This window comes from Stenotrophomonas sp. C-A (assembly GCF_054030835.1).
Genome location: NZ_CM132916.1, coordinates 2,191,959 through 2,207,468, shown reverse-complemented (window position 1 = coordinate 2,207,468; position 15,510 = coordinate 2,191,959). Strand labels below are relative to the sequence as shown.

Annotated in this window: 12 protein-coding genes; 8 read left to right on the top strand and 4 right to left on the bottom strand. The window is 66.3% G+C overall.

The genetic code is table 11. The features are described 5' to 3' along the window. Positions 1-4 precede the first annotated feature (4 nt). The 4 genes from ACW5IY_RS10445 (at position 5) to ACW5IY_RS10430 (ending at position 3,147) form a co-directional block, all read left to right on the top strand. The gene (locus ACW5IY_RS10445) at positions 5-874 is read left to right on the top strand and encodes a CheR family methyltransferase (protein WP_049435029.1); all 870 of its coding nucleotides are present in this window, start codon (positions 5-7) and stop codon (positions 872-874) included. Continuing rightward, positions 871-1,467 (top strand): chemoreceptor glutamine deamidase CheD, encoded by a 597-nt coding sequence (cheD, locus tag ACW5IY_RS10440; protein ID WP_014037083.1) that lies wholly within the window; start codon positions 871-873, stop codon positions 1,465-1,467. The genes ACW5IY_RS10445 and cheD overlap by 4 nt, the downstream gene beginning before the upstream one ends. Continuing rightward, positions 1,464-2,537, top strand: a complete 1,074-nt coding sequence (locus ACW5IY_RS10435; RefSeq protein WP_152906239.1) for a protein-glutamate methylesterase/protein-glutamine glutaminase — start codon at positions 1,464-1,466, stop codon at positions 2,535-2,537. Before cheD ends, ACW5IY_RS10435 begins: the two co-directional genes overlap by 4 nt. 238 nt (positions 2,538-2,775) lie before the next feature. Continuing rightward, positions 2,776-3,147, top strand: a complete 372-nt coding sequence (locus ACW5IY_RS10430; protein WP_197579978.1) for a hypothetical protein — start codon at positions 2,776-2,778, stop codon at positions 3,145-3,147. Positions 3,148-3,231: 84 nt separating this feature from the next. Here ACW5IY_RS10430 and acnB read toward each other — a convergent pair whose 3' ends face one another. Genes acnB through ACW5IY_RS10415 form a run of 3 tightly spaced genes read right to left on the bottom strand, consistent with a single transcriptional unit; the run spans position 3,232 to position 6,496 of the window. Then, positions 3,232-5,823, bottom strand: coding sequence for a bifunctional aconitate hydratase 2/2-methylisocitrate dehydratase (gene acnB / locus ACW5IY_RS10425; RefSeq protein ID WP_049435027.1), 2,592 nt, complete (start codon positions 5,821-5,823; stop codon positions 3,232-3,234). Positions 5,824-5,866: 43 nt separating this feature from the next. Beyond that, positions 5,867-6,265, bottom strand: a complete 399-nt coding sequence (locus ACW5IY_RS10420) for a type II toxin-antitoxin system VapC family toxin (RefSeq protein WP_049435026.1) — start codon at positions 6,263-6,265, stop codon at positions 5,867-5,869. A gap of 6 nt (positions 6,266-6,271) precedes the next feature. Continuing rightward, positions 6,272-6,496, bottom strand: coding sequence for an AbrB/MazE/SpoVT family DNA-binding domain-containing protein (locus tag ACW5IY_RS10415; RefSeq protein WP_005409505.1), 225 nt, complete (start codon positions 6,494-6,496; stop codon positions 6,272-6,274). 302 nt (positions 6,497-6,798) lie between these two features. Between ACW5IY_RS10415 and acnA the strand changes: the two genes are divergently transcribed. Then, complete coding sequence (gene acnA, locus ACW5IY_RS10410; RefSeq protein WP_049435025.1) at positions 6,799-9,552, top strand: aconitate hydratase AcnA; 2,754 nt, start codon at positions 6,799-6,801, stop codon at positions 9,550-9,552. 186 nt (positions 9,553-9,738) lie between these two features. Here acnA and ACW5IY_RS10405 read toward each other — a convergent pair whose 3' ends face one another. Further along, positions 9,739-11,289, bottom strand: coding sequence for a BCCT family transporter (locus ACW5IY_RS10405; protein WP_014037077.1), 1,551 nt, complete (start codon positions 11,287-11,289; stop codon positions 9,739-9,741). A gap of 170 nt (positions 11,290-11,459) precedes the next feature. Here ACW5IY_RS10405 and betI point away from each other — a divergent pair, with 170 nt between their 5' ends. From betI to betA, 3 genes are all read left to right on the top strand, one after another. Next, the gene (gene betI, locus ACW5IY_RS10400; protein ID WP_049435024.1) at positions 11,460-12,050 is read left to right on the top strand and encodes a transcriptional regulator BetI; all 591 of its coding nucleotides are present in this window, start codon (positions 11,460-11,462) and stop codon (positions 12,048-12,050) included. Between the two features lie 38 nt (positions 12,051-12,088). Then, positions 12,089-13,561: a betaine-aldehyde dehydrogenase gene (betB, locus tag ACW5IY_RS10395; RefSeq protein ID WP_049435023.1), complete on the top strand. Its 1,473-nt coding sequence runs from the start codon at positions 12,089-12,091 to the stop codon at positions 13,559-13,561. 101 nt (positions 13,562-13,662) lie between these two features. Then, the gene (gene betA, locus ACW5IY_RS10390) at positions 13,663-15,345 is read left to right on the top strand and encodes a choline dehydrogenase (RefSeq protein WP_014037074.1); all 1,683 of its coding nucleotides are present in this window, start codon (positions 13,663-13,665) and stop codon (positions 15,343-15,345) included. The last annotated feature ends 165 nt before the right edge of the window (positions 15,346-15,510 follow it).

The window sequence follows — 15,510 nt, the reverse complement described above, 5'->3', positions numbered from 1 at the left end:
GCCGATGGACACGTCCCCCGTGCAAAGTCCTACTCCCATCGTCACCGGCCCGCGCGAATTCGAGTTCGCCGACCGTGATTTCCGCCGCGTCTGCGACTTGATCTACCAGCGCGTGGGCATCGCCCTTGCCCCGGCAAAGCGCGACATGGTTTATGGCCGCCTGTCGCGCCGCCTGCGCACGCTGGGCATGCGCAGCTTCCAGCAGTACCTGGACCATCTGGAACAGGAAGACGGCGACGAGTGGCAGGCGTTCACCAACGCGCTGACCACCAACCTGACCTCGTTCTTCCGCGAACCGCACCACTTCGACAAGCTGCGCGAGGAGCTGCAGCAGCGCTCCAGCCGCACGCCGCTGCTGCTGTGGTCATGCGCGGCGTCCACCGGTGAAGAGCCCTACTCGATGGCGATCACCGCCTGCGAGGCCTTCGGCACCCTGAAGCCGCCGGTACGCATCATCGCCACCGACGTCGATACCCAGGTGCTGGCCACCGCCGGCCGTGGCGTCTACAACATCGACCGCGTCACCAATCTCGACCCGGACCTGCGCCGCCGCTATTTCCAGCGTGGCAGCGGCCCCAATGAGGGCCAGTGCCGTGTGCTGCCGGCACTGCGCGAGCTGATCGAGTTCCGCCCATTGAATCTGCTCGCCCCGCGCTACGACGTCGGCGGACCATTCGACGCGCTGTTCTGCCGCAATGTGATGATCTATTTCGACAAGCCGACCCAGCGTGCCATCCTCGGCCGCCTGGTGCAGCACCTGGCCGACGACGGGCTGCTCTACACCGGGCACTCGGAGAACTACCTGCACGCCGCCGACCTGATCCAGCCCTGCGGCCGTACGCTGTATCGCCGTGCAGCAAAGGCCGGCGCATGAACGCCTCGCTGCGTACCGACGATGTGATGCGCTACCAGGATGCGCGCTTCCAGACCATCGCGGCCAAGCTGCTGCCGACCCAGTACCTGGTGGTGGACGACACCACCGCGCTGACCACCACGCTGGGTTCCTGCGTGGCGGCCTGCCTGCGCGACCCGGTGCTGAAGATCGGCGGCATGAACCACTTCCTGCTGCCCGAGGGCAATGCCGGCGACGGCGCGCCCGCGCGTTACGGCAGCTACGCGATGGAACTGCTGATCAACGACATGCTCAAGCGCGGCGCCCACCGCAAGCGCATCGAAGCCAAGGTGTTCGGCGGCGCCAACGTGCTCAAGGGCTTCACCAGCAACCCGGTCGGCACGCGCAACGCCGAGTTCGTGCGCCAATACCTGCAGGCCGAGCATATTCCGATCATCGCCGAGGACCTGTGCGGCATCCATCCGCGCAAGATCTGGTTCTTCGCCGATACCGGCCGCGTAGTCGTGCAGCGCCTGCCGCATGCCCATGAAGCCGAAGTCGCCGCAACCGAATCGGCCGTGCGTGCGCGCCTGTCCAAGGCCCCTGTCACCGGCGGCGTGGAGCTGTTCGAATGACCTTGACCGGCAACGCCCCCTGCCGGGTCCTGATCGTCGACGACTCCGCCGTCGTGCGGCAGATGCTCACGGAAATCCTGTCCAGCGATCCGGCCATCGACGTGGTCGGCACCGCCGCCGACCCGCTGCTGGCCCGTGAAAAGATCAAGCGACTGGCCCCGGACGTGATCACCCTGGACGTGGAAATGCCGCGCATGGACGGGCTGGCGTTCCTGGAAAACCTGATGCGCCTGCACCCGTTGCCGGTGGTCATGATCTCTTCGCTGACCGAGCGCGGCGCCGACACCACCCTGCAGGCACTGGCGCTGGGTGCGGTGGATTTCGTCTCCAAGCCGAAGCTGGACGTGGCGCGCGGCCTGCAGGCCTACGCCGACGAGATCATCGCCAAGGTCAAGATGGCGGCGCGCTCGCGGGTACGTCCGCTGGTGCGCGCTGCAGTCCCGAAGCTCACGCTGGACACAGCCCCCTCGATGCGTCCTGCCTCACCGCAGTTCCGCACCACCGACCGCCTGATCGCGATCGGCTCGTCGGCCGGTGGCACCGAAGCCCTGCGCGTGGTGTTGGAAGGCATGCCCGCCGATGGCCCAGCCGTGGTGATGACCCAGCACCTGCCGGCCAGCTTCAGCAGTGCCTTCGCCGAACGCCTGGACCGCCACTCGGCCATGGCCGTTCGCGAAGCCAGCGATGGCGAAGCGGTGCTGCCCGGCCACGCCTACCTGCCGCCGGGCGGCAAGCACCTGCGGATCATCCGTGACGGTGCACGCTGGCGCTGCCGGGTCGACGACGGCCCGGCAGTGAACCGGCACAAGCCAGCGGTGGACGTGCTGTTCCGCTCGGTCGCGCAGAGTGCGGGTGGCAATGCCATCGGTGCCATCCTCACCGGCATGGGTGACGACGGCGCACGCGGCCTGCTGGAAATGCGCCAGGCCGGCGCCCCGACGCTGGTGCAGGACGAAGCCACCAGCGTGGTCTGGGGCATGCCTGGTGCCGCCTTCAAGCTCGGCGCCGCCGAGGAACAGGTACCGCTGGAACGGATTGCCGAGCGGCTGCTGGCGCTCGCTCGCGGCTGATAGCGCGCCCCGGCTCAAGGACTCCGCGGGCAGTAGATCCACGCCATGCGTGGATGCCTTTGTAGAGTCGAGCCGCGCTCGACTCATCGCGCATCGCACGAACAGCAGCCAAGCATGGACTCGGCGCTACAGGCCATCATGCAACAAGAAAAGGTGCCGGCTTTCATCGGGGTTCTTCGTTTCAACGCGCTACCCGCATGTGTGCTTTGATAGCGGTATTGCACAAGGAATGCTGCACATGATCAAAGGCATATGGAAGGCCGCCCTGGCGGCCGTACTGCTTTCATTGCCACTGGCACCCGCCAGCGCCAGTGGCGATCTGTTCTACTTCGAGGCCAAGCAGGGTGATGTGTTCTTCATGCTGATGCTGGTGGGTCGCGAAGACCCCGGCGCGGTAAGCGTCAGCTGGAAAGGCGCGTCGATCCCGACGTACCCCAACGTGCATCGCCGCTACTACATCGAATTCAACCGTGCAAAGCGCCAGGCCTACGTGCGTCCACTTGACCGTGATGGACTGCCCTGGTTCGAGATGGATGTCTCCGGTAAGCGCGGCAACGTGCTGATCGGCGGCCGTCGGTTGCAGGGCAACGCAGACTGGACCGTGCAATAGCGGATGCAGCAGACAAAAACCCCCGGCTCTCACCGGGGGTTTTTCATTTCAACGAGATGCCGGCCAGCGGCCGGCACTACCGCATCAGGCAGCGACCGTCTTGGCCACGTCCTGGTATTCCTCGATCTGGTCGAAGTTCATGTAGCGGTAGATCTCCGCGCCGCTGGCGGCGATCACGCCCACATCGGCCATGTACTCTTCCTTGGTCGGGATGCGGCCCAGGCGCGAGCAGATCGCGGCCAGCTCGGCCGAACCCAGGTACACGTTCGTGTTGCGGCCCAGGCGGTTCGGGAAGTTGCGGGTCGAGGTCGACATCGCGGTGGAGCCTTCGCGGATCTGCGCCTGGTTGCCCATGCACAGCGAGCAGCCCGGCATTTCCATGCGTGCGCCGGTGGCACCGAAGGTGCCGTACACGCCTTCCTTGGTCAGCTCCGAGGCATCCATCTTGGTCGGCGGGGCCACCCACAGGCGGGTCGGCAGGTCACGCTTGCCTTCCAGCAGCTTCGCAGCGGCACGGAAGTGACCGATGTTGGTCATGCACGAACCGATGAACACTTCGTCGATCTTGGCGCCAGCGACTTCGGACAGGGTCTTCACGTCGTCCGGATCGTTCGGGCAGGCCACGATCGGCTCGTGGATGTCGGCCAGGTCGATCTCGATGACGGCAGCGTATTCGGCGTCCGCATCCGGCTCCAGCAGCTGCGGGTTGGCCAGCCACGCTTCCATCTTTTCGATACGACGCTGCAGCGAACGCGGATCCTGGTAGCCCTCGGCGATCATCCACTTCAGCAGCGTGATGTTGCTGGTGAGGTACTCGATGATCGGTTCCTTGTTCAGGCGCACCGAGCAACCGGCCGCCGAACGCTCGGCCGAGGCATCGGACAGTTCGAACGCCTGCTCGACCTTCAGCTCCGGCAGGCCTTCGATTTCCAGGATACGGCCGGAGAAGATGTTCTTCTTGCCAGCCTTGGCCACGGTCAGCAGGCCCGACTTGATCGCGTACAGCGGAATCGCGTTGACCAGGTCACGCAGGGTCACGCCCGGCTGCATCTTGCCTTTGAAGCGCACCAGCACCGACTCCGGCATATCCAGCGGCATCACGCCGGTGGCCGCGGCGAAGGCGACCAGGCCCGAACCGGCCGGGAACGAAATGCCCACCGGGAAACGGGTATGCGAGTCACCGCCGGTACCGACGGTGTCCGGCAGCAGCATGCGGTTGAGCCAGCTGTGGATCACACCGTCGCCCGGGCGCAGCGAGACGCCGCCGCGGGTGGAGATGAACTCCGGCAGGGTGTGGTGGGTCTTCACGTCCACCGGCTTCGGATAGGCGGCGGTGTGGCAGAACGACTGCATCACCAGGTCGGCCGAGAAGCCCAGGCAGGCCAGGTCCTTCAGCTCGTCGCGGGTCATCGGGCCGGTGGTGTCCTGCGAGCCGACCGAGGTCATCTTCGGTTCGCAGTAGGTGCCCGGGCGCATGCCCTGGCCTTCCGGCAGGCCACAGGCGCGGCCGACCATCTTCTGCGCCAGCGAGAAGCCCTTGCCGGTGTCGACCGGCTGCACCGGCAGGCGGAACAGGTCGGTCGGAGCCAGGCCCAGCGCTTCGCGCGCCTTGCCGGTCAGGCCACGGCCGATGATCAGCGGAATGCGGCCGCCGGCGCGCACTTCGTCGAACAGCACGTCGGACTTGACCTGGAACTCGGCGATCACTTCACCGTTCTTCAGCGCCTTGCCTTCGTACGGACGCAGCTCGACCACATCGCCGTGCTCCATCTTCGACACATCCAGCTCGATCGGCAGTGCGCCGGCATCTTCCATGGTGTTGTAGAAGATCGGGGCGATCTTCGAACCCAGGCAGACGCCACCGGCACGCTTGTTCGGAATGAACGGAATGTCATCACCGGTCCACCACAGCACGCTGTTGGTGGCCGACTTGCGCGAAGAACCGGTGCCGACCACGTCGCCGACGTAGGCGACCAGGTGACCCTTGTCCTTCAGGTCCAGGATCTGCTGGATCGGGCCGCGCTTGCCGTCCTCTTCCGGGGTGAACGGCGCGTCGTCGCGCTTGTTCTTCAGCATCGCCAGGGCGTGCATCGGGATGTCCGGGCGGGTGGTCGCGTCCGGCGCCGGCGACAGGTCGTCGGTATTGGTTTCGCCCGGCACCTTGAACACGGTGACGGTCAGGCTCTGCGGCACTTCCGGGTTGCTGGTGAACCACTCGGCATCAGCCCAGCTCTGCAGCACGGCCTGGGCGTTGGCGTTTCCGGCCTTGGCCTTTTCCTGCACATCGTGGAAGGCGTCGAACACCAGCAGGGTCTTCTTCAGCGCGTCGGCGGCGATGGCACCGACGCTGGCATCGTCCAGCAGCTGCACCAGCGGGGCGACGTTGTAGCCGCCGAGCATGGTGCCCAGCAGTTCGGTGGCGCGCTCGCGGCTGATCAGCGGATTCTGCTCGCTGCCCAGCGCGATCGCGGCCAGGTACGAGGCCTTGACCTTGGCTGCGTCATCGACGCCGGCCGGCACGCGGTGGGTCAGCAGGTCGAGCAGGAACTCGGCCTCGCCCTGCGGCGGGTTCTTCAGCAGTTCGATGACATCGGCCGTCTGCTGCGCGCTCAGCGGCAGCGGCGGGATGCCAAGCGCAGCGCGCTCGGCGACGTGGTGGCGGTAGGCTTCCAACATGACAACTCCCGGGTAATGCGTAGGTTGAAATAACAAAGTGGGCTCAGGCGTGCGGCACGATCAGCTTCAGGCCCTTGAAGTAGTCGCGGTAAAACGTGTCGTTCCAGGTGATCAGGCCGTCGCACTGCAGCAGTGCGTGGGCGCCGACCATGAATTCGTCCAGGCTGCGGCGGCTGCCGCCGCGCTGGCGATGACGGCGGTGCATCTCGCCGGCGCGCAACGCCGACTTGGCTTCTATCGGGTTGAAGTGCACGCCCATCTCTTCCAGTGCTTCCAGCACTTCGGCGCCGCCGCGCAGCGATGCGCAGACTTCGGCCAGGGTCGCGCCACAGACGACCACGCGGCCACCGACCAGGCTCTGCCGGAGGATGGCTTCCACCGCATCGGCCTGCGGACCATTGCTGAGCAGCTCGACCAGCACCGGCGAATCGACGGCGATCATCACGGCTTACTCCTCGTCACGCACCGCGCGTACGGCCGCGTCGGATGACTCGAAGCCGTCCAGCGCGAACTTGCCGCGCGCCCGTGAAATGGCATCGTCAACACTCTTGCGCAGGATGATGCGGCTGCCGTCCAGCTCGACCTTCAGCAGCGTGCCCTTGGTCAGGCCGAGGGCGTCACGCACCGCCTTGGGCAGGGTGATCTGTCCGCGTTCTGCAACAGTGGCTTCCATCGGTAGGCCCTCCAGAGTATGCACAAATTATACATACTTCCCTGGGCATACTTCCACCCTGAACAGGACCGGCGCCCCGCCAGCCCTTGCCTCGCAAAGGATCGGCCACAAACGTGACATACGCCATACACCTTCCCCTGTAGTCTGGAACCGATGCCGCAGGCCGGAACCCGGCCCGGATGAATCCATTCAGTCTGGGGTTCATACTGGGACCACCGGGGCCGCCAGGCCCACGGCGACCGCAAGCAGGTCCGCCCATGCGCGGGCCAGTGCAAGCCATCCGCAAGAAGGAGTTACCCCGCATGAGCGATTCGTTCTCCACCCGCAGCCAGCTGAACGTCGGCGGCAAGACCTACGACTACTTCAGCCTGCCCACGCTGGGCCAGCGCTTCGATATCTCCCACCTGCCCTACTCGATGAAGATCCTGCTGGAGAACCTGCTCCGGCACGAGGATGGCGGCATCACCGTCGGCAAGGACCACATCGAAGCCGTGGCCCGCTGGAATCCGGCGGCCGAACCGGACACCGAAATCGCCTTCATGCCGGCGCGCGTGGTCCTGCAGGACTTCACCGGCGTGCCCTGCGTGGTCGACCTGGCCGCGATGCGCGACGCGGTGGTCAAGCTCGGCGGCTCGCCGGAGCAGATCAACCCGCAGATCCCCTCCGAACTGGTCATCGACCACTCGGTGCAGGTCGATGTGTTCGGCAAGCCCGACGCGCTGGACCTCAACGGCAAGATCGAATTCCAGCGCAACCAGGAGCGTTACGGCTTCCTGCGCTGGGGCCAGAAGGCCTTCGACAACTTCAAGGTGGTGCCGCCGAACACCGGCATCGTCCACCAGGTGAACCTGGAGAACCTGGCCCGCGTGGTGATGACCGCGGACAAGGACGGCAAGGCGGTGGCCTACCCGGACACCGTGTTCGGCACCGACAGCCACACCACGATGATCAATGGCATCGGCGTGCTGGGCTGGGGCGTGGGCGGCATCGAAGCGGAGGCCGCCATGCTCGGCCAGCCGTCGTCGATGCTGATCCCGCAGGTGGTCGGCTTCAAGCTGACCGGCAAGCTGCCCGAAGGCGCCACCGCCACCGACCTGGTGCTGACCGTCACCCAGATGCTGCGCAAGCTGGGCGTGGTCGGCAAGTTCGTCGAGTTCTACGGTGACGGCCTGCAGCATCTGCCACTGGCCGACCGTGCCACCATCGGCAACATGGCCCCGGAATACGGCGCCACCTGCGGCATCTTCCCGATCGACGCCGAATCGCTGAACTACCTGCGCCTGTCCGGCCGCAGCGAAGAGCAGATCGATCTGGTCGAAGCCTACGCCAAGGCGCAGGGTCTGTGGCACGACGCCAACAGTGCACATGCGCAGTACAGCACCACGCTGGAACTGGACATGGGCACGGTGAAGCCGTCGCTGGCCGGCCCCAAGCGCCCGCAGGACCGCGTGCTGCTGGAAGACGTGCAGAAGAACTACCGCGAAGCGCTGGTCGGCATGACCGCCAACCGTGACAAGCGCAGCGACGACGTCTCCTCCTTCGTCAACGAAGGCGGCGGCGCCGCGGTCGGCAACGAGCAGCTGGCCAAGGGCTTCGCCGACATCGAGATCGAAGGCCGCAAGGTGCGGCTGAAGGATGGCGCGGTGGTGATCGCGGCCATCACCTCCTGCACCAACACCTCCAACCCGGCGGTGATGATCGGTGCCGGCCTGCTGGCCCGCAACGCGGCCGCCAAGGGCCTGAACCGGCAGCCGTGGGTGAAGACCTCGCTCGGCCCAGGCTCGCGCGTGGTCACCGACTACCTGGAAAAGGCCGGCGTGCTGAAGGAGCTGGAGAAGATCGGCTTCTACGTGGTCGGCTACGGCTGCACCACCTGCATCGGCAACTCCGGCCCGCTGCCGACCGAAGTCAGCGCCGGCATCGCCGCCGGTGATCTGGTGGTGACCTCGGTGCTGTCGGGCAACCGCAACTTCGAGGGCCGCGTGCACCCCGAAGTGAAGATGAACTACCTGGCCAGCCCGCCGCTGGTGGTCGCCTACGCCATCGCCGGCACCACCGACATCGACCTGACCACCCAGCCGCTGGGTACCGGCAGCGATGGCCAGCCGGTGTTCCTGCGCGACATCTGGCCGAGCAACAAGGAAATCGGCGACGTCATCGCTGCCACCATCGGGCCGGAGATGTTCAAGCAGAACTACGCCGACGTGTTCAAGGGTGACACCCGCTGGAACACCATCGCCTCGCCGGACGGCAACCTGTACGCGTGGAGCGACGCCTCCACCTACATCAAGAACCCGCCCTACTTCGATGGCATGACCATGCAGACCGGCAGCATCGACGACGTGCACGGCGCACGCGTGATGGGCCTGTTCGGCGACTCGATCACCACCGACCACATTTCCCCGGCAGGCAACATCAAGAAGGACTCGCCGGCAGGCCGCTTCCTGCAGGAGCGCGGCGTGCAGCCGGCCGACTTCAACAGCTACGGCAGCCGCCGCGGCAACGATGACGTGATGGTCCGCGGCACCTTCGCCAACATCCGCATCAAGAACCTGATGTTCGGTGGCGAGGAAGGCGGCAACACCCTGTACTACCCGGCCGGTGGTGGCCAGCCGGAAAAGCTGGCGATCTACGATGCGGCCATGAAGTACAAGGCCGACAAGGTGCCGCTGGTGGTACTGGCCGGCAAGGAATACGGCACCGGCTCGTCGCGTGACTGGGCGGCCAAGGGCACCCTGCTGCTGGGGGTGAAGGCGGTCATCGCCGAGAGCTTCGAGCGCATCCACCGCTCCAACCTTGTCGGCATGGGCGTGCTGCCGCTGCAGTTCCGCAACGGCGAGAACGCACAGACGCTGGGCCTGGACGGCTCGGAAGTGATCGACATCACCGGCCTGCAGGACGGCGCCAGCAAGCGCGCCACGGTCACCGCCACCAAGGCCGACGGCACGAAGAAGACCTTCGAGGTGTCGGTGATGCTGCTGACCCCGAAGGAAGTCGAGTACTTCCGCCACGGCGGTCTGCTGCAGTACGTGCTGCGCCAGCTGGCCAGCAAGTAATGCATCACCTGTAGAGCCGAGCCTGCGCTCGGCTACATCGCCACAGCATCAGCCGAGCATGGGCTCGGCTCTACAAGAAGAAGGGCCGGATCCTCGCGGATCCGGCCCTTTCTGCTTCACCGCAGCCAGGCATGGCCTGGCTCTACTGCATCAACGGCGGCATCGGGATAGCCACCGGATACCCGCTCACCGCCGTGGCGCATCCGGATCGGTGCGCAGCGCCTTCAGCAGGCCCCACATGTAGAACGCCAGGGTGAACGAGAACGGCAGGCCGCACAGCACCACCGCCGTCTGCATCGCGCTGAAGTTGCCGGCCAGCAGCAGGCCGACGCTGGCCACGGTGATGCCGGCCGCCCAGAACACGCGCAGCCAGATCGGCGCGTCGTGGCCGTCCTCCACGCCGTCATCGACACGACGGGTGCACAGGTTGGCGATCATCAGCGTGCCCGAATCAACCGGGGTCAGGAACAGCACGAAACCGATCACCACCGCGGCACCGGCCACGTACGGCGCGGCGGGCAGGTATTCCAGCAGCTTGAACAGCGTCATCGCCGCATCGTGCTGGGCGACGTCGCCCAGGATCGCCTGGCCGTGGTTGAGCACCAGGTCGATGGCGGTGTTGCCGAAGATCGACAGCCAGGCCAGGGTGAAGCCGAGCGGGATCAGCAGCACGCCCATGATCACTTCGCGGATGGTGCGGCCACGCGAGATGCGCGCCACGAAAAGGCCCACGAACGGTGCCCAGGCAATCCACCACGCCCAGTAGAACAGCGTCCACGAGCCCATCCACTCACGGCCCTTCGGGTCGTTGAGGTACATGTCGAAGCTCTTGCGCACGAACGCGCCGAGGTAATCGCCGGTGTTCTGGATCAGGCCGTCGAACAGGTGCAGGGTCGGGCCGGTGACCAGCACGAACAGCAGCAGGCCGCACAGCAGGCGCACGTTGAGGTTGGACAGCCAGGCAATGCCCTTTTCCACACCCGCAACCACGCCGATGGTGGCCACCACCATCATCACCAGCACGATCGCCACCAGCACCTGCGGCGTATCCGGGATGTGGAACAGGTAGACCAGGCCGGACTGCACCACCAGCGCACCGATGCCAAGGTTGGTGACCATCGAGATCAGCGTGGCGAGGATGCCGAAGCCATCGACCATGTCGCCGATGCGGCCATGGATGCGCTCACCGAAGATCGGGTACAGCGCCGAGCGCAGCGCCAGCGGCAGGTCGCGGCGGTAGGCGAAGTAGCCCAGCGCCACGCCCACCAGCGCATACAGCGCCCAGCCGTGCAGGCCCCAGTGCAGGAAGGTCAGCACCATCGCCTCGCGGCCGGCGGCCACGGTACCGCCAGGCTGCCCGGGCGGATTGAGGAAATGGTCCAGCGGCTCGTAGGCGCCGTAGTACAGCAGCGCGATGCCGATGCCGGCCGAGAACAGCATCGACACCCAGGCCACGTAGCCGAATGCCGGTGATTCCTCGTTGTGGCCCAGGCGGATGCGGCCATACGGCGAGAACGCCAGCCACAGCACGAACCCCAGGCACAGCACGATCAGCAGCATGTACCACCAGCCGAACGCCGCCGAGACCTCGGCCTGCGCCCATTGCAGCCAGTGCTCGCTGCCTTCGGGATAGAGAACGGTGAGCAGCCCGAGGATGCCAATCGACACCGAGGAACTGAAGAACACAAAACGGTTCAAGCGCAGGGGCGAACGCTTGGGATGAGCCAGGGAAGACATGGGGTCGTCTCATCAAGTCCGAGGGAGCACATGGGCGGGGCCGGACCGGTAAACCGGGCCCATGGCGTGGGGCGCGAGCGCATCCTAGGGTTTATTGATTGAACGTTCAATCAATAAAAAGCATAATGGCGGGCAGCCCGGTCCTTCGGGTCGCAATCCGTGGAGAGACAATGCCGAAGAAAGGCGTGGAACCGGTACGGCGCGAGCAGCTGATCCGGGCCACTTTCCAGACCATCGACGAGATCGGCATGGCCGATGCGACCGTCGCCACCATCGCGAAGAAGGCCGGGCTGTCCAGCGGCATCGTCGCCCACTACTTCGGCGACAAGGACGGCCTGCTCAATGCTGCAATGCGGCAGATCCTGCGCGAACTGAAGGACGCGGTCGCCCGTTACCGTGCCGAGGTTGGCGACGACCCGCGCGACCAGCTGCGCGCCATCGTCGATGGCAACTTCGACGACAGCCAGATCAACGGCACCGCGATGCGCGTCTGGCTCACCTTCTGGGCCGCCAGCATGCACCAGCCGGAACTGGCACGGCTGCAGCGCGCCAACGACCAGCGCCTGTTCTCCAACCTGTGCCACCAGTTCAACCGCCTGCTGCCCCACCCGCAAGCCCGCCTGGCCGCCCGTGGCCTGGCCGCGATGATCGACGGCCTGTGGCTGCGCGGCAGCCTGGTCGGCGGCCAGTTCAACGCCGAGAAGTCCCGGCGCATCGCTTACGGCTATATCGACTTCCAGTTGCAGGCTGGCGCGCTATAAGCGCTTCAGCACCCGCCCCCTTCCAAGGAGTACGCCCCATGACCACCCTGCCCGTCCAACAGCTCTACATCCACGGCCAGCGCGTCGACGCCACCAGCGGCAAGACCTTCAAGACCGTCAACCCGGCCACCGGTGAAGTGATCGCCGAGGTACAGGTCGCCAGCCAGGCCGACGTCGAGCGCGCCGTGCAGAGCGCGGCCGACGGCCAGAAGGTGTGGGCCGCGATGACCGCCATGGAGCGTTCGCGCATCCTGCGCCGCGCCGTCGAAATCCTGCGCGAGCGCAACGACGAGCTGGCCCACCTGGAAACCCTGGATACCGGCAAGGCACTGGCCGAGACCACCACCGTGGACATCGTCACCGGTGCCGACGTGGTCGAGTACTACGCCGGCCTGGCCACCGCCATCGAAGGCATCCAGCTGCCGCTGCGCGAATCGAGCTTCTTCTACACCCGCCGCGAGCCGCTGGGCGTGGTGGCCGGCATCGGTGCCTGGAACTACCCGATCCAGATCGCCATGTGGAAGTCGGCCCCGGCGCTGGCCGCGGGCAACGCGATGGTGTTCAAGCCGTCCGAAGTGACCCCTCTGACCGCGATCCGGCTGGCCGAGATCTACACGGAAGCCGGCGTGCCCGCCGGCGTGTTCAACGTGGTGCAGGGCCCGGGCCGCGAGATCGGCCAGTGGCTGACCGAGCACCCGGTGATCGAGAAGATCTCCTTCACCGGCGGCGTCGCCACCGGCAAGAAGGTCATGGCCAGCGCCGCGTCCTCGTCGCTGAAGGAAGTGACCATGGAGCTGGGCGGCAAGTCGCCGCTGGTGATCTGCGATGACGCCGATCTGGACCGTGCCGCCGACATCGCGGTGATGGCCAACTTCTTCAGCTCCGGCCAGGTCTGCACCAACGGTACCCGCGTGTTCGTGCCGCGCAGCATGCTGGCCGCGTTCGAAGCCGCTGTTGTCGAGCGCGTCAAGCGCATCCGCATCGGCGACCCGATGGCCGCCGAGACCAACTTCGGCCCGCTGACCAGCTTCCCGCACATGGAAAACGTGCTGCGCTACATCGAAAGCGGCAAGACCGAAGGCGCCCGCCTGCTGACCGGCGGCGGCCGCGCCACCGAAGGCGCGCTGGCCAATGGCGCCTACGTGCTGCCGACCGTGTTCTCCGACTGCCGCGATGACATGACCATCGTCAAGGAAGAGATCTTCGGGCCGGTGATGAGCATCCTCGCCTACGACGACGAGGACGAAGTGGTGCGCCGCGCCAACGACACCACCTTCGGCCTGGCCGCCGGCGTGGTCAGCAAGGACGTCAGCCGCGCCCACCGCATCATCCACCGCCTGGAAGCCGGCATCTGCTGGATCAACACCTGGGGCGAATCGCCGGCCGAAATGCCGGTCGGCGGCTACAAGGAATCCGGCGTCGGCCGCGAGAACGGCATCTCCACCCTCGGCCACTACACCCGCATCAAGTCGGTGCAGGTCGAGCTGGGCGACTACGCCAGCGTGTTCTGACCGGCGCGCCCTGCGCGCGCCCCATCGTCCGGCCATCGTGCCGATCCGACATTCCGCCGGGACGCCTGCATGCAGCGCGCCCCGGCCTGCAGGAGACACCCATGAGCACCCATAACGAGTACGACTACATCATCATCGGCGCCGGTTCGGCCGGCAACGTGCTGGCCACCCGCCTCACCGAAGATGCCGATGTCAGCGTGCTGCTGCTGGAAGCCGGTGGCCCGGACTACCGGCTCGACTTCCGTACCCAGATGCCGGCGGCACTGGCCTTCCCGCTGCAGGGCAAGCGCTACAACTGGGCGTACAAGACCGATCCCGAGCCCTTCATGAACAACCGCCGCATGGACTGCGGCCGCGGCAAGGGCCTGGGCGGTTCGTCGCTGATCAACGGCATGTGCTACATCCGCGGCAACGCGATGGACTACGACAACTGGGCCAGCATGCCGGGCCTGGAAGACTGGACCTACCTGGACTGCCTGCCGTACTTCCGCAAGGCGGAAACCCGCGACATCGGCCCCAACGACTACCACGGTGGTGAGGGCCCGCTGCGCGTGACCACGCCGAAGGCCGGCAACAACGAGCTGTTCGCGGCGATGGTCGAAGCCGGCGTGCAGGCTGGCTATCCGCGCACCGACGACCTCAACGGCTACCAGCAGGAAGGCTTCGGCCCGATGGACCGCACGGTGACCCCGAAGGGCCGTCGCTCCAGCACTGCCCGCGGCTACCTGGACCTGGCCAAGCCGCGCCCGAACCTGACCATCGTCACCCACGCGCTGACCGACCGCATCCTGTTCTCGGGCAAGCGTGCGGTGGGCGTGCAGTGGCTGCACAACGACCAGCCGCAGCGTGCCACCGCGCGCCGCGAAGTGCTGCTGTGTGGCGGCGCCATCGCCTCGCCGCAGATCCTGCAGCGCTCCGGCGTCGGCCCGGCCGATCTGCTGCGCAGCCTCGATATCGACCTGGTACACCACCTGCCGGGCGTCGGCGCCAACCTGCAGGATCACCTGGAGATGTACCTGCAGTACGAGTGCAAGAAGCCGGTCTCGCTGGCGCCGGCACTGAAGCTGTACAACCAACCGGCCATCGGTGCCGAGTGGCTGTTCCTGGGCACCGGCATCGGCGCCAGCAACCAGTTCGAGGCTGGTGGCTTCATCCGCAGCGACGCCGAGTTCGACTGGCCGAACCTGCAGTACCACTTCCTGCCGGTGGCCATCAATTACAACGGCTCCAACCCGATCAAGGCGCACAGCTTCCAGATGCACGTCGGTTCGATGCGCTCGCCCAGCCGCGGCCGCATCCATGTACGTTCGAAGGATCCGCGCGAACATCCGAGCATCCTGTTCAACTACATGTCGCACGATCAGGACTGGCGCGAGTTCCGCGCGGCGATCCGCATCACCCGCGAGATCTTCGCGCAGCCGGCACTGGCACCGTACAGCGGCCGCGAGATCTCCCCGGGCAGCGCGCTGCAGACCGATGCGCAGATCGATGCGTTCGTCCGCGAACATGCCGAGACCGCCTATCACCCGTCGTGCTCGAACAAGATGGGCCACGCCGATGACCCGATGGCGGTGGTCGACGGTCAGGGCCGCGTGCACGGGCTGGAAGGCCTGCGCATCGTCGATGCTTCGATCATGCCGCAAGTGGTGACCGGCAACCTCAACGCGCCGACCATCATGATGGCCGAGAAGCTGGCCGACGTGATCCGCGGCCGCACCCCGCTGGCCCGCAGCACCGCGCCGTACTACAAGGCCAACGGTGCACCGGTGCGCAAGCAGGGCTGACGCAAGCGACCCTTCGGCAGACTCACACCCCAAACCGGTAGGTGCCCACCTTGGTGGGCACGTCTCCACAGCGCCCCTCGCAATCCCGTGCCGACCAAGGTCGGCACCTACCGTTGCAGCCTCCGCGAACCCCTCTTCGCGTTTTCCCTACGGCGGGGTATGCTG